Annotated in this window: 16 protein-coding genes and 1 riboswitch; of the genes, 9 read left to right on the top strand and 7 right to left on the bottom strand. The window is 74.5% G+C overall.

The window, feature by feature from the left end:
- Window positions 1–66 precede the first annotated feature (66 nt).
- The 5 genes from AL2_RS07815 to AL2_RS07795 all read left to right on the top strand — a co-directional run bounded on the left by AL2_RS07815 (window position 67) and on the right by AL2_RS07795 (window position 5,189).
- Entirely contained in the window at window positions 67–690 is a 624-nt protein-coding gene (locus tag AL2_RS07815; RefSeq protein WP_067631408.1) for a sulfite oxidase-like oxidoreductase, read from the top strand.
- A 115-nt stretch (window positions 691–805) separates the two neighbouring features.
- Complete coding sequence (locus tag AL2_RS07810; RefSeq protein WP_067631406.1) at window positions 806–2,149, top strand: histidine kinase; 1,344 nt, start codon at window positions 806–808, stop codon at window positions 2,147–2,149.
- A 76-nt stretch (window positions 2,150–2,225) separates the two neighbouring features.
- Window positions 2,226–3,083, top strand: a complete 858-nt coding sequence (locus tag AL2_RS07805; protein ID WP_083946182.1) for a LytR/AlgR family response regulator transcription factor — start codon at window positions 2,226–2,228, stop codon at window positions 3,081–3,083.
- Window positions 3,073–3,483, top strand: a complete 411-nt coding sequence (locus tag AL2_RS07800) for a hypothetical protein (RefSeq protein WP_067631404.1) — start codon at window positions 3,073–3,075, stop codon at window positions 3,481–3,483. The genes AL2_RS07805 and AL2_RS07800 overlap by 11 nt, the downstream gene beginning before the upstream one ends.
- Window positions 3,480–5,189, top strand: a complete 1,710-nt coding sequence (locus AL2_RS07795) for a sodium:solute symporter family transporter (RefSeq protein ID WP_245666431.1) — start codon at window positions 3,480–3,482, stop codon at window positions 5,187–5,189. Before AL2_RS07800 ends, AL2_RS07795 begins: the two co-directional genes overlap by 4 nt.
- 388 nt (window positions 5,190–5,577) lie before the next feature.
- On the opposite strand, the gene AL2_RS07790 is transcribed toward AL2_RS07795, so the two are convergent.
- From AL2_RS07790 to thiO, 6 genes are all read right to left on the bottom strand, one after another.
- A complete protein-coding gene (locus tag AL2_RS07790; RefSeq protein WP_067631402.1) occupies window positions 5,578–6,426 on the bottom strand; it encodes a deoxyribonuclease IV in 849 nt (282 codons plus the stop codon).
- 20 nt (window positions 6,427–6,446) lie between these two features.
- Entirely contained in the window at window positions 6,447–8,366 is a 1,920-nt protein-coding gene (gene pknB / locus AL2_RS07785) for a Stk1 family PASTA domain-containing Ser/Thr kinase (RefSeq protein WP_067631400.1), read from the bottom strand.
- Between the two features lie 36 nt (window positions 8,367–8,402).
- Window positions 8,403–9,365: a DMT family transporter gene (locus tag AL2_RS07780; protein WP_067631398.1), complete on the bottom strand. Its 963-nt coding sequence runs from the start codon at window positions 9,363–9,365 to the stop codon at window positions 8,403–8,405.
- A 139-nt stretch (window positions 9,366–9,504) separates the two neighbouring features.
- Window positions 9,505–10,278, bottom strand: a complete 774-nt coding sequence (locus AL2_RS07775; protein ID WP_083946180.1) for a thiazole synthase — start codon at window positions 10,276–10,278, stop codon at window positions 9,505–9,507.
- A 2-nt stretch (window positions 10,279–10,280) separates the two neighbouring features.
- Window positions 10,281–10,481, bottom strand: a complete 201-nt coding sequence (gene thiS, locus AL2_RS07770) for a sulfur carrier protein ThiS (protein WP_067631396.1) — start codon at window positions 10,479–10,481, stop codon at window positions 10,281–10,283.
- Window positions 10,478–11,617 (bottom strand): glycine oxidase ThiO, encoded by a 1,140-nt coding sequence (gene thiO / locus AL2_RS07765; RefSeq protein ID WP_067631394.1) that lies wholly within the window; start codon window positions 11,615–11,617, stop codon window positions 10,478–10,480. The genes thiS and thiO overlap by 4 nt, the downstream gene beginning before the upstream one ends.
- Window positions 11,607–11,720: riboswitch (TPP riboswitch) on the bottom strand. (Overlaps the previous gene by 11 nt.)
- Window positions 11,721–11,814: 94 nt before the next feature.
- Here thiO and AL2_RS07760 point away from each other — a divergent pair.
- From AL2_RS07760 to AL2_RS38015, 4 genes are all read left to right on the top strand, one after another.
- Window positions 11,815–13,029, top strand: coding sequence for an NAD(P)/FAD-dependent oxidoreductase (locus AL2_RS07760; RefSeq protein ID WP_067631393.1), 1,215 nt, complete (start codon window positions 11,815–11,817; stop codon window positions 13,027–13,029).
- An 81-nt stretch (window positions 13,030–13,110) separates the two neighbouring features.
- Window positions 13,111–13,485: an Rv2175c family DNA-binding protein gene (locus AL2_RS07755; protein WP_067632464.1), complete on the top strand. Its 375-nt coding sequence runs from the start codon at window positions 13,111–13,113 to the stop codon at window positions 13,483–13,485.
- Window positions 13,486–13,599: 114 nt separating this feature from the next.
- A complete protein-coding gene (gene thiE, locus AL2_RS07750) occupies window positions 13,600–14,268 on the top strand; it encodes a thiamine phosphate synthase (RefSeq protein WP_067631391.1) in 669 nt (222 codons plus the stop codon).
- Between the two features lie 94 nt (window positions 14,269–14,362).
- Window positions 14,363–14,524: a hypothetical protein gene (locus tag AL2_RS38015; RefSeq protein WP_168444693.1), complete on the top strand. Its 162-nt coding sequence runs from the start codon at window positions 14,363–14,365 to the stop codon at window positions 14,522–14,524.
- Window positions 14,525–14,569: 45 nt separating this feature from the next.
- On the opposite strand, the gene AL2_RS07745 is transcribed toward AL2_RS38015, so the two are convergent.
- Window positions 14,570–15,649 carry a serine/threonine-protein kinase gene (locus AL2_RS07745; RefSeq protein WP_245666430.1) on the bottom strand — a complete coding sequence of 360 codons (1,080 nt, stop codon included), beginning with the start codon at window positions 15,647–15,649 and terminating at the stop codon, window positions 14,570–14,572.
- Between the last annotated feature and the right edge of the window lie 2 nt (window positions 15,650–15,651).

Raw genomic sequence — 15,651 nt, 5'->3', positions numbered from 1 at the left:
AGCGCGCGCATTCGCACCGCCCCCGAATATGGCTCAGCTCACGCCGGATGGCAGGATGGCCGCGTCATGACCCACCCCGAGCGTTCCGCACCGCAGCCGCAGGATCTGCCGCCCGGCCAGTACGTCCCCCGGGGCTGGCCCGTCCTCCACTACGGCCCCGTGCCGAAGTTCCGTCCCGCGGACTGGGACTTCCGGGTCTTCGGCGCCACCCGGTCGGGCGAGCAGTACCGCTGGACCTGGGACGAGTTCGACGCGCTGCCGCGGGCCGGGTCGGTCGCCGACTTCCACTGCGTCACGAAGTTCACGGTGCCCGGCAACGCGTGGGAGGGCGTCCCCGGCGCGGCCATCGCCGAGATGGCGCCGCCCGCCCCGGACGCCACGCACGTGATGGTCTGGGCCGAGTACGGCTACAGCGCCAACATCCGGATGGGCGACTTCCTCGCCGACGGGACGATGTTCGCCACCCACCACGGCGGCGAGCGGCTGACCGCCGACCACGGCTTCCCGCTCCGCATCGTCGTCCCGCACCTGTACGCGTGGAAGAGCGTGAAATGGGTCCGGGGCGTCGAGTACCTCGTGAAGGACCGCCGCGGCTTCTGGGAGGAGCGCGGTTACCACAACGTCGCCGACCCGTGGCGGGAGCAGCGCTACTCCTACCAGGAGGACGAGGGCGAGTCGCCGCCGCTGTGACGGCCCGCCGGGCGGCCCCGCCGGCGAGCGCGTGGCCGGGTGTGGCCCGTTCGAGACCTTCGTAAATGGGCGACGGCCGGACCGCCGGGGACGGCAGGCGTTACCGTAAGTCGTCATGGTCCTACCGTCCGTCGCGGATGCCGTGGTGTACGCCACGGCCGCCGGTGCCGCCTCCGGGGTCTGGGCGCTGCGCCGGTGGTTGCCGCTGCCGCACCGCGTGCCCGCCGACCCGGCCGAGCAGGCGGCGTTCGCGACCCTGCACCTGCTCACGCGGGCGGCGCAGCCGCTGCGCGCCGGGCTCACCGACGACACGGCGCGCCGGGCGGCGCGGCGGCTCCGGCCGCTGCTGGGCGCCGAGGCGGTCGCGCTGGTCGCGGTGCGCCCGCCGGCGGACGCCGGCGACCCGGACGGAGCCGACCAGGCGGGCGGCGGCGACGGGGTCCGGGCGGTGCCGCGGCTGCTGGCCTGGGACGGCGCGGGCGGCGGCGCCCACGCGGCGGAGGCCGTCCGGCACGCGCTGCCCGTGCTCGCGTCCGGCCGCCCCCGGGTCGCCGCGCCCGAGCCGGTCGGCTGCGACGACCCGCGCTGCCCCGTCCGGACGGCGCTGACCGCGCCGCTCACCGTCGACGGGCGGGTGGAGGGCACGCTGACGGCGTACTGGCGGAGCGCGTCGGCCGCGCGGGTCCGCGCCGCCGGCGAGGCGGCCCGCCTCGTCGCCGCCCAGCTGGAGCTGGCCGAGCTGGACGCGGCCCGCGTCCGGCTCGGCGAGGCCGAGGCGCGGGCGCTGCGCGCCCAGATCTCCCCGCACTTCGTCTACAACTCGCTGACCACGATCGCCTCGTTCGTCCGCACCGACCCCGACCGCGCCCGCGCCCTCCTGCTGGACTTCGCCGACTTCGCCCGCTACTCCTTCCGCAACCCCCGCGACTTCACCACCCTCGCCGACGAGCTGCGGTCCATCGACCGCTACCTGCTGCTGGAGCGGGCCCGCTTCGGCGACCGGCTGCAATGCAGCGTCGACGTCGCGCCGGAGGTGCTGCCGGTCGCCGTCCCCTTCCTGGCGCTGCAGCCGCTCGTCGAGAACGCCGTCCGGCACGGCATGGCGGGCGGGCGCGAGCCGTTCCACATCACGATCGTGGCGCGCGACTCGGGCGCCGAGGCGGCGATCAGCGTCGAGGACGACGGGGTCGGCATGGACCCCGAGCGGCTCCAGGAGATCCTGTCCGCCCCCCTCGGCCGGCCCGGCCCGACCGGCTGGGGCAGCATGGCGGCCCGCCCCCGCCGGCTGGGGGAACCGGACCGGCACGGCGATCCAGGCATCGGCCTCGCCAACGTCGACGAGCGCATGCGCCAGGTCTACGGCGCCGAGTACGGCCTCACCGTCGAGACAGCGCTCGGCGCCGGAACCAAGGTCAATCTGCGGGTCCCGAAGTACCGTCCGGGGGTGTTTCCGGACTGACACCCGGCCGGGAGACACGTTACTCACTTCTTGGAATTGATTGCGGACGGACGGTAATCGCGGCAAAGTCGCCCTCATGCTCCACGTCCTCGCCGTCGACGATGAACGCCCCGCACTGGAGGAGCTGTCCTATCTCCTCCGCCAGGATCCGCGGATAGGGCAGGTCAGCGGCGCGGGCGACGCCTCGTCCGCGCTCCGCGACCTGAGCCGCATGCTGGTGGCGGGGGAGCGCCTCGACGCCGTGTTCCTGGACATCCGGATGCCGGGGCTCGACGGGCTCGACTTCACCCGGCTGCTCACCGGGTTCGCCGCGCCCCCGCACGTGGTGTTCGTGACCGCGCACGACGACTGCGCCGTCACCGCCTACGAGCTGGGCGCGCTCGACTACCTGCTGAAGCCGGTCCGGCCGGAGCGGCTCGCCGAGTCGGTCCGCCGGGTGGCCGAGGCCGTGCACCGCACGGGCCCGCCGACCGCGGAGGCCGCCGGAGACCCCGACGACGAGCTGATCCCGGTCGAGCTCGGCGGCCGGACCCGGCTCGTCTCCCGCCGGACGGTGACGCATGTCGAAGCCCAGGGCGACTACGTCCGGCTGCACACCGCGGACGGCGGGTACCTGGTCCGGATGCCGCTGTCGGCGCTGACCAAGCGGTGGGAGGCGGCCGGGTTCATCCGGATCCACCGCAGCACCCTGGTCGCGTGCGCGCACATCACCGAGGTGCGCTTCGACGGCGGCCGCGCGGCCGTCCGGATCGGGGACGAGCTGCTGCAGGTCAGCCGCCGGCACACCCGCGAGGTGCGGGACCGCCTGGTGCGCAGGTTCCACCATCCGGACGGCGACCCGGACGGTCACGAGGCCGGGGAGACGGACGAGAACACGGACGAGAACACGGACGAGAACACGGGCGAGGAGGGGGAGGCCGGCGATGACCGCTGAGCGCCGGGTCGTGGTGTCGGCGGAGGCGGCGGCCCCCGCACGGGTGCCGGCGGACGGCGGTGCGCCGCCCGGCGCCCGGAGCACCGGCCCGGCGGCGCCGGAGCCCGACCCGCCGGATCCCGACCCGCTCCATACCGTCCCGGTTCCGGGCACCGCCGAGACGCGCGCCCTGATCCGCGCCCAGCTGCGGACCGCCCTCGGCACCTGCGCGATCGTCGCGACCCTCCTGGTGGGCCTGCCGCTGCTGGCGCTCGTCCCGGCGGTCGCGCGGGCGCGCGCGCAGGGCGTGCCGCTGTGCTGGCTCGTCCTCGTCCTCGGCGTCCAGCCCGTCTGGATCGCGGTCTCGCTGCGGCAGCTGGGACGGGCCGAGCGGGCCGAGCGCGCGATCGGCCGCCGGTGACCGTCCCGGTCGTGGCGGCGGCGCTCACCGCGCTGGTCGCGGTGCCGGGCCTGACGGCCGCCCTCGGCGCGTACGGCCGCCGCTCCGCCTGCACCACGTCCGACCTCCTGGTCGCCTCGCGCGGCGTCACCCCCTGGTGGAACGCGTCCGCGATCGGCAGCGAGTACATCTCCGCCGCGTCGTTCCTCGGCAGCGCCGGGCTCGTGCTCGCCTACGGCGCCGACATGCTGTGGCTCCCCATCGCCGCGACCGCCGGATACGTGCTGCTGCTGGCGTTCGTGACCGCGCCGCTGCGCCGCTCCGGCGCCTACACGATCTCCGACTTCGCCGAGTGGCGGCTCGGCTCGCGCACCGTCCGCCGCATCGTCACCGCCTGCGTCTGCTGCATCGGCTGGTTCTACCTGCTGCCGCAGTTCGAGGGCGCGGGCATGACGCTGCGCGTGCTGACCGGCGCCCCCGTCTGGACGGGCTGGGCCGTGGTGGTCGCCGTCACGCTGGCGCTCGTCCTGTCCGGCGGGATGCGCAGCATCACCGCGGTCCAGGCCGTCCAGTTCTGGGTGAAGCTGGCCGCCGTGGCGGTGCCCGCGACCGCGCTGCTCGGGATGTGGCACCTGTCCGGCGGCCCCGGCCCGCTCGGCGACGGCGTCCCCCGGTTCGAGCGCACCACCCGGGTGCACGTGCGCACGGACGTCGCCGTCACCGTGCCCGCCGGAGTCGCCGTCACCGCGCGAGGACGCGTGGACGGCGCCGCCCATCACGGCGGCCCGGTGCGGCTGGACGCGGGCCGGCACACCATCGCCCGCGGAACCGACGTCGTCTTCCCCGGCGGCGCCGCCGTGCCGCACGCCGAATGGCTGCCCGTCCAGGACGGCGGCACATGGGCGACGCCGTTCGGCCGCGGCCAGGAGCACGGGCTCTACCGCACCTACTCGGCGATGGCGGGCGTCCTGCTGGGCACGATGGGGTTACCCCACATCCTGATGCGCTTCTACACCAACGCGTCCGGCGGCGCCGCCCGCCGCACGGCCGCGTTCGTGCCCGCCCTCCTCGCCCTGTTCTACGTGTTCCCCACCCTCTACGGGACGCTCGGACGCCTGTACGCCCCCGAGCTCCTCATGACCGGCGACACCGACGCGACCCTCCTGCTCCTCCCGCGCCGGATGCTTCCAGGCGCGCCGGGCGCGCTGCTCACCGGCCTCATCGCCGCCGGCGCGTTCGCCGCGTTCATCTCCACGTCCTGCGGCCTCGCCGTCGCCATCGGCGGGACGCTCTCGCAGTGCGCGCACCGCACCGGCGCGGCCGCGTTCCGCGCGGGTGTCGCGGTCGCGCTGGCGGCCCCGCTCGTCCTGCTGCCCGGCATCGGCCCGCAGGGCGCCTCCGACCTCGTCACGATGGCCCTCGGCGTCTCGGCCTGCTCGCTGTGCCCGCTGCTCGTCCTCGGTATCTGGTGGCGCGGCCTCACCGCCGCCGGCGCCGCCGCCGGACTGCTCGCCGGCGGCGGCCTCGCCGTCTCCGCCGGCGTCGCCCGCCTCCTTCGCGCCGCCCCTACCGGCTGGGCCGCGGCCCTGCTCGCGGAGCCCGCCCTGCTGATCGCGCCGGGCGCGTTCGCCGCCATGGTCGCGGTGTCGCTGCTGACCCGCCGCCGCGTCCCGAACCACGCCGACCGTGCGCTGCGCCGCCTGCACCTCCCCGAGGACGCCGTGTGATCCGCGTTTCCCGCATCGCGTCCGGCGTGATCAGGTCCTCGCAAACCCGAACCCGCCGCCGCGGCCGCTCGTCCCGCAGAACTGACCGCTCATCGCCCGACTACGCTACGCATGTCTACGACTACGTACCGTTCATCGAAGGCCGTGTTTTCCTGGTGCCGCCCTGCCCCGCCGCGCGTCTAGTGTTCTCAGTGGCACCACACGCCACAAAAGCAAATCCCGGAGATCCGGCCACGCCGGATCGGAGTCGCCGGATCCCGTACCGGGGGGGTGGGATCCGGTGGCCTGTGGCTCGGGCGTCGCTGGACAGTCGGGGGGTTGTCCAGCGACGTCCGAGTCTTATTTACGCGTGGCTGAGGCCGCGGCTGGTGTTGTTGCCGTGGGCGACTCAGGTGTCGCGCAGGCGTTTCAGGGTCTTTATGTCGTTGGCGTGGGGTTCGGGGGCTCGGCCTGGGGTCTCTATCAGGATGGGGAGGCCCTGCACGGCCGGGTGGCTGAAGAGGTCGGCGAAAGGCTGTTCGCCTATCTCGCCGGCGCCGATGTTCTCGTGGCGGTCCCTCCCCGAGGCGCAGGGGTCCTTCGAGTCGTTGGCGTGGACCAGCTTCAGGCGGCCCTCGCCCACGGTGGCCACCAGGGCGTCGATCGTGTCCTTCGCGCCGCCGGCGGCGGCGAGGTCGTGGCCGGCGGCGAAGGCGTGGCAGGTGTCGAAGCAGACGCCCAGCTTCGGGTGGTGTTCGAGCTTCTCGAAGAACGGGCCCAGGTCCTGCACCTTGGTGCACAGCATGTTGTTCTGGCCCGCCATGGGTTCCAGGAGGAGGTCCGGGCCGTCCTCGGGGATCTCCTCCAGGAGCGGGAGGACGTGCTCGTGGACCTGCGCCATGGCCTCGTCGTAGGTCTGGGACACGGCGGAGCCCGTGTGGACGACGACGCCGCGGGCGCCGATGGCCCGGCCTCGGGTCAGGGAGTGGCGGACGGTCGCGATCGACTTGGCGAGGGTCTCCGGTGTGGGGGAGCCGAAGTTGACCAGGTACGGGGCGTGCACGTACACGGGGATGCCGTGCTCGCGGAGTCTCGCGTCCTCGGCGGGCCTGCCTTCGGGAAGCGCCCAGCCGCGCGGGTTCGCGACGAACACCTGGATCGCCTCGGCGCCGATCTCGGCGGCGTACTTCAGGCCGCCGGTGGCCAGGCCGCCGGCCACGGGGACATGGGCCCCGACGGGGCTGTGCGGTGAGGTCATAGCCGTTTCAGCCTAGCCGGTCACGGGCCCCGGACGATGGTGACGGTGGAGCCTCGCGGAGCCTCGCCGCTGGACGGCGACTGGAACCGGACGATGTTGCCGCCGAAGCCCGTCACGTTGACCTTGAACCCGGACTCCCGCAGGGCCTTGCGGGCGTCCTGCACGGTGCGGCCGCTCATGTCGGGGACGGGAATCTTCTGGTCGCCGCCGTCGTCGCAGCCGAACTGGACCGGGCCGGCGTCGATGATGCAGTCGCGCTTGTTGACGACGATCGTGACGTCGTCGCCGCGGGAGACGCCGGTGCCCTCGGACGGGTCCTGGCTGATCACGCTGTTCGGCTCCTTGCCGTCCACCTGCTTCTTCTCGACGGTGACGTTCAGGCCCATGGAGCGCAGCTGGTTGGCGGCGGTGTCGCCGTTCTGGCCGATGAGGCCGGGCATCGACATGCCGCTGGAGACGACGATGCCGACGGGCTCGTCGGGGGACCGCTTCTCGCCGGCGTCCGGGTCCGTGCTGATGACCCTGTCCTTGGCCACGGTCTGGGACGGGCTCGTGCTCGTCCGGCCGACGGTGAAGCCCTTGTCCTCAAGTGTCTGCTCGGCGTCGGCGAGGGACTTGCCCGTGACGTCCGGGACCTCGCGGGGCGTGATGCCCTTGGACGGTGTGAGGGTGACCGTCTGCCCCTTGGCGACGCGGGCGCCGGCGGCCGGGTCCGACTTGGCGACGCCGCCCTTGTGGACGCGGTCGTCGTAGACCGCCTTGGCCGTCCGCACGTCCAGGCCCTTGGACTCCAGCTGGTCGCGGGCGTCGGAGACCTTCATGCCGATGATGGACGACGGGACGTGCTCGTACTGGCCGGACGTCTGGTACCAGACCGCCCAGCCGAGGATGAGCGCGGCGACCGCGCCGATGGCGACGAGGACGTAGCGGCCGGTCAGCGCGCCGATCGCCCGGTCGGCCGTCGTGCGCTGCGGCACGTACTCGCCGGCCGGCATCGTGCGCGGGTCGAGGACGGCGGTGTGCCCCGGCGCGGGCGTCTCCAGCACGCTGGTGGCGCCGCGCGTCGACTCCTCCATGCGGCGGTCGAAGTCGCGCGGCAGGCCGCCGAACACCTCGGCGACCTCGGCGTGGTAATGGTTCGCGTCCTGCGGGCGGCGCGCCGGGTCGTGGCTCGTCGCGTCCGTGACCAGGTCGTCCACCTGCCGGGGGACGCCGGGGACGACGCGGGACGGCGGCGGCACCGTCTCGTTCACGTGCTTGTAGGCGACGGCGAGCGGCGTGTCGGCCTCGTGGGGGAGGCGCCCGGTGAGCAGCTCGAACAGCATGATCCCGGCCGCGTACACGTCGGAGCGGACGTCGGCGCTGCCGGACAGCACCTGCTCGGGAGCGAGGTAGCCGACCGTCCCGATGATCATGCCGGTCTTGGTCATCTTGCTCGCGGTCTCGGCGCGGGCGAGCCCGAAGTCGGCGACCTTGACCTGGCCGTCCTCGGTGATCAGCACGTTCTCGGGCTTGACGTCGCGGTGCACGAGCCCGGCGCGGTGCGCGGCGCCGAGCGCGGCCAGCACCGGCTGCATGATCTCCAGCGCGGCGCGCGGGCCGAGCCGGCCGAGCGAGGTCAGCGCGTCGCGGAGCGTGCGGCCCGCGACGTACTCCATCACGAGGAAGACGTGCTCGCCGTCGGTGCGCTGGTCGTAGACCGCGACGACGTTCGGGTGCGACAGCGCCGCCGCGGCCTTCGCCTCGCCGATGAAGCGGGCGACGAAGTCGTCGTCGGACGCCAGCGCGGCGTGCATCACCTTGATCGCGACGGTGCGGTCGAGGCGGAGGTCCCGTGCGAGGTAGACCGTGGCCATGCCGCCGCGCGCGATGCGGGACTCAATGCGGTAGCGCCCGTCGAGCACCTGCCCGACGAGCGGATCCGCGACCGTCGTGTCCATCGGTGCGAGTTTACGGGCGAACCGCAGCGGACTTCATCAGTCCCGAGTATGAGCATCGATGAGTCCGGGGGCCGGCTCCTCCGGGGCGCCCGGTTCGGGGGCGGCCGGCGGGACGCGGCGGCCGGTGCTGCGGGAGACGGCCACGCCGGCCAGGCAGAGCAGCCCGCCGGCGAGCGTGATCAGGCCGGGGACCTCGCCGAGGAACAGCCACGACATGCCGACGACGAGGGCGGGAGCGGCGTACGTCGTGGCGCCCATCTTCCCGGCGGACGTGCGGGCCAGCGCGTACCCCCAGGTGGTGAACGCGATCGCGGTCGGGAAGACGCCCAGGTAGACCATGTTGAGGGTGGCTCCGGCCGGGGCGTCGGCGGCCTGCGAGACGAGCTGCCCGGAGAACGGAAGGCAGGCGAGCGCGCCGATCGCGCAGGCGAACGTGGTGAACTGCAGCGCGGAGGCGTGCCGCAGCGCCGGCTTCTGGCTCACGACGCCCGCCGCGTACGTCACGGCGGCGACCAGGCAGAGCAGCACCCCGCCGACGGACGCGCGGCCCTCGCCCGACATCGACAGCCCGACGACGGCGGCGCCGGCGAACGAGACGGCCATTCCGGTCACCAGCCGGGACGAGATGCCCTCCTTCAGCAGCCAGCCGCCGAGGAGCGCGATCAGGATCGGCCCGATGTTGACGACGAGGGCGGCGGTGCCCGCGTCCACGAGCTGCTCGCCCCAGTTGAGCGCGACCATGTAGGCGCCGAACCACAGGACGCCCGCGGTGACGATGCCCGGCCAGGCGGCCCTGGGCGGGAGTCCCTCGCGCCGGACGAGCCACAGGACGCCGAGGACGACCGTCCCGGCGAGGAGGCGGCCGAGGGCGAGCGCGCCGGGGCCGTACTCGGCTCCGGCGCTGCGGATCGAGACGAAGGCGGACGCCCACAGCACCACCGTGACGGTGGCGGCGGCGACCGCGCGCTTGTCGACGCGCCCCGAGTTCTCCTGCTGCATGTGACGCACCTTAGGTATGGGTCGTTTCCACGAACACCGAAGGGACGTGCCGGGTTGCGGCATGCCCGCCGGACCCAGTCTCGTGAGAGCGGAGGTTTCAGGTCCAGCGAATATTCCTACAGAGAACTCTTTAGAGAACCTACGAAGTGGCGAGCCCCTCGAAGGGGGACGACGCCTGCGCGTAGCGGCGCATCGGGATGCGTCCGGCCAGCCGGGCGAGCCGCCCCGCCTCCACCGCGTGCCGCATCGCCGCGGCCATCCGCTCGGGGTGGCGCGCGCGGGTGACGGCGGTCGCGAGCAGCACGGCGTCGCAGCCCAGCTCCATGGCGAGCGCGGCGTCGGACGCGGTGCCGAGCCCAGCGTCCAGGATCACCGGCACGCCCGCCCGCTCGACGATCAGCTCGATGTTGTGCGGGTTGCGGATGCCGAGGCCCGACCCGATCGGGGATCCGAGCGGCATCACGGCGGCGCAGCCGATCTGCTCCAGGCGGTGCGCGAGCACCGGGTCGTCGCTGGTGTACGGCAGCACGACGAAGCCGTCGGCGACGAGCTGCTCGGCGGCCTCGACCAGCTCGATCGGGTCGGGCAGCAGCGTGCGCTCGTCCGCGATCACCTCCAGCTTGACCCAGCTCACGCCGAGCGCCTCGCGGGCCAGCTTGGCGGTGAGCACGGCCTCCCCGGCGGTGAAGCAGCCCGCGGTGTTCGGCAGCACCCGGATGCCGCACTCCTTGAGGACGTCCAGCACCGAGCCGCGCGCGGACGGGTCGACCCGCCGCATCGCGACCGTGGTCAGCTCCGTCCCGGACGCGGTGAGCGCCTCCCGCAGCACCTGCATGCTGGGCGCCCCGCCCGTCCCCATGATCAGCCGCGAGCCCAGTTCCTCCCCGGCGATGACCAGCTTGTCCGCGTCCACCCTCAGCCTCCTTGCACGGCGGTCAGCACTTCAAGGCGGTCGCCGTCGCGCAGCGCCGTCGTCTCCCAGGCCGACCGGCGGACGACCTCGTCGTTCAGCGCGGCGGCCACGCCCGTCCCCGCCGTGCTGACGGACGCGACGGCCGCGGCCACGCTCGCGCCCTCCGCCAGCTCGCGCGGCTCGCCGTTGACGGTCACCTTCATGCCCGCACCTCGGCGAAGCGGCCCGGCGAGAACGCCCCGGCGACCTCGGGGACGGGACCGTCCAGCAGCATCGCGGACAGGATGTCGGCGCTCACCGGGGCCAGCAGGACGCCGTTGCGGAAGTGCCCGGTGCCGGCGAACAGGCCGGGCAGCGCCGTCGGCCCCAGCACCGGCGCGTTGTCCGGGGAGCCGGGCCGCAGCCCGGCGGCGACCTCGGCGAACTCCAGCTCGGTGATGCCCGGCAGCAGCTCGCGGGCGTCCCGCAGCAGCTCCCACAGCCCGCCCGCGGTGACGCGCGTGTCGAAGCCCATCTCCTCCTGAGTGGCGCCGAGGACGATCTCGCCGTCCGCGCGCGGCACTAGGTAGACCGAGGAGCCCTTCACCAGGCCGCGAGTGGTCCGCTGGAGGAACGGCATCCGGGTCCGGAGCCGGATCACCTGGCCCTTCACCGGCCGGACCGGCGGGACGGTCCCGGGCGGCAGCCCTTCGAGGTCGCCCGACCACGGCCCGGCCGCGATCAGCACCCGGTCGGCGCGGAGCACCGTCCCGTCGTCCAGCGCGACCCCGGCGACCGCGTCGTTCTCGACGACGATCCGCGCGGCCCGCCGGCGGACGAGCCGGACGCCCAGCCGCTCCGCCGCCGCGAGCAGCGCCGCGGTGAGCCGGCGCGGGTCGATCGAGCCGTCCGCGGGGGCGAGCAGCCCGCCGCGCACGCCGGGCGCGAGCATCGGCTCCGCCCGCCGGCACTCGCGGCCGGTCAGCGCCTCGGCGGGGATGCCGAGGCTCTCCTGGAAGCGGCGCAGGTCGTCCAGGTAGCCCAGGTCGTCGGCGTCGAACGCGACCTGGAGCAGCCCGTCGGTGCGGTGGCCGGTGTCCAGGCCGGTCAGCTCCTCCAGTTCGGCGACGAACGCGCCGTACCGGTCGCGGGACGCGAGGCCGAGCCGCAGCAGCGGCTCCTCGCCGTAGGTCAGCTCGCTGACCGGGGTGAGCATGCCCGCCGCCACCGACGAGGCGCCGCTCGCGGGGGCCGGGTCGACCAGTGTGATCCCGCATTCCCTCGCCGGGGCGCCGCCCGCGGCGGTGCGCCAGGCGGTGGCGAGGCCGATGACCCCCGCCCCCACGATCACGATCTGCATGCGCGCTCCCTTCGCCGGCATGATCCGGATCAGGTCCGGCGGTCGGCGGCCCGTTCCAGCCGCCCTCTCAGCCCGGTCGCACCGGACTCCCGCGCTCTGTGTCGATTTATCCGCTTCCCACCTTACGACCTCGGCTGGACCGTCCATCATCTGGACAGGTGTCCACCCGAAAATGGCGGCGCATTAGGCTGCTCATCATGGAGAGCGTCATCGTCGTGGGTGGCGGGCTGGCCGGCGTGCGCGCCGTCGAGGCCCTGCGGAGCAAGGGGTACGAGGGCGCGCTGACGCTCGTGTCGGCGGAGCGGCACCGGCCCTACGACCGGCCGCCGCTGTCCAAGGCCGTCCTCGCGGGCGAGTCCGACGACACCACCGTCGACGCCGACTGGGACGCGCTGCGCTGCGAACCGCTGCTCGGCGTCCGCGCCACCGGCCTGCGCCTGGACGCGCCCGGACGCGGCGGCGTCCTCGCGACCACGGCGGGCGACCTGCCGTTCGGCGGGCTGGTCATCGCCACCGGCGCCGCCCCCGTCACGCTGCCGGGCGACGGCCGCCAGCACGTCCTGCGGACCGTCGACGACTCCCGCGACCTGCGGTCCCGGCTGACCGAGGGCGCCCGCATCGTGATCGTCGGCGCCGGCTGGATCGGCGCCGAGGTCGCGACCACCGCCGCGCGGAAGGGCTGCCGCGTCACCGTCGTGGAGGCGGCCGACACCCCGCTGGCGAACGCGATCGGGTCCGAGGTGGGCGCGCTGACCGCCCCCTGGTACGCGGAGGCGGGCGTCGGGCTGCGCACCGGCGTGAAGGTCGCCGCGGTCGACGAGGGCGGCCTCGCGCTCGCCGGCGGCGGGCGGATCGAGGCCGACGAGGTCGTGGTCGGCATCGGCGTCCGCCCGGACGTGTCCTGGCTGGACGGCTCGGGCCTGCTGGTGGAGCGCGGCGTGGTCACCGACGGCTCGTTCCGCGCCTACCAGGGCGAGGAGGAGCCGGCTTCCCGCCGCCCGGACGTCGTGGCGGTCGGCGACTGCGCCGCCTGGTGGTCGGCGCGGTACGGGCGGCGGCTCCTCGTCGAGCACTGGGACACCGCCCTGAACGCCCCCGAGATCGCCGCCGCGTCCCTCCTCGGCCAGGACGCCGTCTACGACGCCGCCCCCTACTTCTGGTCCGAGCAGTTCGGGCGCATGGTGCAGTACGCGGGCAGCCACGCCGCGTCCGAGCGGCTCCTCCTCCGCGGCGACCCGTCCGGCCCGAAATGGGCCGCGGTGTGGCTGACCGGCGACCGCCTCGACGCGATCCTCACCGTCGACAGGCCCCGTGACCTGGTACAGGCGAGGCGCGTGATCGCCGCCGGGACGCCGGTCGACCCCGAGGCGATCGCCGACCCGGACGTGCCCGTCCGGCAGGCCGTTCGCTGACGGCGATCGGCGCGGGAGGGGAACCGCTGTTCAGGGGGTTTGAGCGTTCCGGCGGCGTGGTAGCAAGGGGGCGTGACGCAGATGCACGCAACCGTTGACAGCGCACTCGACCCCCGGACCGACGCCCTCGCCGGCGACTGGCTCACCCTCCGCGAGGCCGCGGACCGCCTCGGGATCAAGCCCAACCGGATCAAGCAGCTCATCCACGAGCACCGGATCCTCGCGGTGCGCCGGGGCGGCGACCCGATGGTGCCCGCGGCCTTCATCAAGGACGGCCAGGTCATCAAGGGCCTCCCCGGCACGCTCACCCTCCTGTCGGACGCCGGATTCGACGACGTGGAGACCATCCGCTGGCTGTTCACCGCCGACGACACGCTGCCGGGAACACCGGTCGACGCGCTCACCGAGAACCGGGGGACCGAGGTCCGCCGCCGGGCCCAGGCACTCGCGTTCTAGCACCGCCCGGTATCGGCGGAGCACAACGCACGTGACACGATCGCGGGGTCGCGGGCGGCGGGACACCTCCGCCGCGCGGCCCCGCGATCCCGTAGGAAAGGACGTTCACCGGCCGTGTCCAGGCACCTCCCCTCCGAACGCGCCGTAGCGCTGCGCGCCCGGCTCAGCCGAGCCCGCCTCTACCTCTGCACCGACGCGCGGGAGCGGCAAGGAGACCTGCCGGACTTCCTGGACGCCGTCCTCGCCAACGGCGTCGACATCGTCCAGCTCCGCCAGAAGGGGCTGGAGGCCCGGGACGAGATGACCTACCTGGAGATCTTCCGGGCGGCCTGCGACCGGCACGGCGCGCTGCTCGCCGTCAACGACCGGGCCGACGTGGCGCACGCCGTCCGCGCCGACGTGCTGCACCTCGGCCAGGACGACCTGCCGGTGCCCGCCGCCCGCGAGATCGTCGGCGGCGACCCGCTGATCGGCCGGTCCACGCACTCCGACGAGCAGGCGTCGGCGGCTTCGGCAGAACCCGGCGCCGACTACTTCTGCGCGGGCCCGGTGTGGCCCACGCCGACCAAGCCCGGCCGCGCCGCGCCCGGCCCGAAGCTGCTGGAGTACGTGGCGGCGCAGGGGGTCGCGCGTCCCTGGTTCGCGATCGGCGGCATCGACCTGGGGAACCTCGGCGAGGTGCTGGACAGGGGCGCGAGCCGCGTCGTGGTGGTGCGCGCGATCACCGAGGCGGACGACCCCGGCGCCGCGGCGGCCGAGTTCGCGCGCCGGCTGGCGAGCTGACCCTGCCTGGACTGGCCTTGCCGAAGCTGACCTTGCGGTGGTTTGACCAGGATCACGGTGCGGACCACACGGACGATCACCCAGAATGGGGATCATGAGCGTGGGACCCGAAGACGACCGGACCGTCGACCTCGACGACGATCTGGAGATCCTGCCCGACCAGACGTCCGACGACACCGACACGGGCTGGGGCGAGTGGCGGCGCGACGACGGCAACGACGCGCGCCTGCTGGAGGACCGCCCGCCGCACTGGTAGGACGGGCCGTCAGAACGGCATGCGCCGTCAGAACAGCATGCGCCGTCAGAACAACATGCCGAGCGCGAACCCGGCGGCGACGACGGCGCCGAGCGCGACCATCATCCGCCACCGGTAGCGCGGGATCCGGGTCGGGCGCGGCTTCGGCGCGGGCCCCTGGCCCTCCCGCAGCGCCCGGACGAGCTGGGGCGCGGTCGGCCGCGCGGCCGGGTTCTTGTCCAGGCAGCGGGCCGCGAGGTCGCGCAGCGGGCCCTGCATGTCGCCGAGGTCGGGCCGCCGGGAGGTGACGCGCCGCATGACGGCGGCGCTCGGCCCGGTGCCGAACGGCGGGCGCCCGGTCGCGGCGAACACCACCGCGGCGCCCCAGGCGAAGACGTCGGCGGGCGGCCCGACCGGCTCGTCCTCGATCTGCTCGGGCGCCATGTAGGCCGGCGTGCCGATCGGGCCGGTGGTCAGCGGGGTCGCGTCGGCGGTGCGGGCGATGCCGAAGTCGATGACCTTGGCGCCGTCCGGGCCGAGCAGCACGTTGCCGGGCTTGAAGTCGCGGTGCACGATCCCGGCGCGGTGGATCGCGGCGAGCGCCCCCGCCGTCCGCAGCGCGACCTTGCGCAGCTGCGGGGCGGGCAGCGGCCCGCGGTCGGTGACGACGTCCTGCAGCGACGGGCCCTCGACGAACTCGCTGACGATGTAGGGGCGGTCGCCGGTCATGTCGGCGTCCAGGACGCGCGCGGTGTGCCGCCCGGCCACCTGGAGGGCCGCGTCCGCCTCCTTGACGAAGCGGCTGCGCGCCCGCTGCCCGGCCGTCGCGCCGCCGCGCAGCAGCTTCACCGTGACGAGCTCGCCGTCGCCGTCCCGGCCGAGGTAGACGACGCCCTGGCCGCCCTCGCCGAGCCGGCCGAGCAGCGTGTAGCCGCCGAGGCCGCGCGGGTCGTCGGGGCCGAGCGGCGCGTCGTGCCGCCGGTCGCGGCCGTGCGCGGAGCGGGGCGCGCCGTTCTGGCGGCCCTGCCCGGACCGGGGCTTGCCGGCGCGGCCGGAGTGCCCGGGGTGCGCGGGACGCCCGGATCGGGCGCCGGCAGGGCGCGGGGAATGGGGGTTCGTCCTCCCGCGGGAGGTGTCGTGCGGCACAG

The sequence above is a fragment of the Actinomadura latina NBRC 106108 genome, from assembly GCF_001552195.1.
GTDB classification, from domain to species: Bacteria; Actinomycetota; Actinomycetes; order Streptosporangiales; family Streptosporangiaceae; genus Spirillospora; species Spirillospora latina.
The sequence above is the reverse complement of the archived record's forward strand: the minus strand, read 5'-3'. Positions and strand labels throughout refer to the sequence as shown.

What these genes read in the sequence shown, in the direction of transcription:
- AL2_RS07815 (WP_067631408.1), top strand. Translation starts at nt 67, where the DNA reads ATGACCCACCCCGAGCGTTCCGCACCGCAGCCGCAGGATCTGCCGCCC.
- AL2_RS07810 (WP_067631406.1), top strand. Translation starts at nt 806, where the DNA reads ATGGTCCTACCGTCCGTCGCGGATGCCGTGGTGTACGCCACGGCCGCC.
- AL2_RS07805 (WP_083946182.1), top strand. Translation starts at nt 2,226, where the DNA reads ATGCTCCACGTCCTCGCCGTCGACGATGAACGCCCCGCACTGGAGGAG.
- AL2_RS07800 (WP_067631404.1), top strand. Translation starts at nt 3,073, where the DNA reads ATGACCGCTGAGCGCCGGGTCGTGGTGTCGGCGGAGGCGGCGGCCCCC.
- AL2_RS07790 (WP_067631402.1), bottom strand. Translation starts at nt 6,426, where the DNA reads ATGACCTCACCGCACAGCCCCGTCGGGGCCCATGTCCCCGTGGCCGGC.
- pknB (WP_067631400.1), bottom strand. Translation starts at nt 8,366, where the DNA reads ATGGACACGACGGTCGCGGATCCGCTCGTCGGGCAGGTGCTCGACGGG.
- AL2_RS07780 (WP_067631398.1), bottom strand. Translation starts at nt 9,365, where the DNA reads ATGCAGCAGGAGAACTCGGGGCGCGTCGACAAGCGCGCGGTCGCCGCC.
- thiS (WP_067631396.1), bottom strand. Translation starts at nt 10,481, where the DNA reads ATGAAGGTGACCGTCAACGGCGAGCCGCGCGAGCTGGCGGAGGGCGCG.
- thiO (WP_067631394.1), bottom strand. Translation starts at nt 11,617, where the DNA reads ATGCAGATCGTGATCGTGGGGGCGGGGGTCATCGGCCTCGCCACCGCC.
- AL2_RS07760 (WP_067631393.1), top strand. Translation starts at nt 11,815, where the DNA reads ATGGAGAGCGTCATCGTCGTGGGTGGCGGGCTGGCCGGCGTGCGCGCC.
- AL2_RS07755 (WP_067632464.1), top strand. Translation starts at nt 13,111, where the DNA reads ATGCACGCAACCGTTGACAGCGCACTCGACCCCCGGACCGACGCCCTC.
- AL2_RS38015 (WP_168444693.1), top strand. Translation starts at nt 14,363, where the DNA reads ATGAGCGTGGGACCCGAAGACGACCGGACCGTCGACCTCGACGACGAT.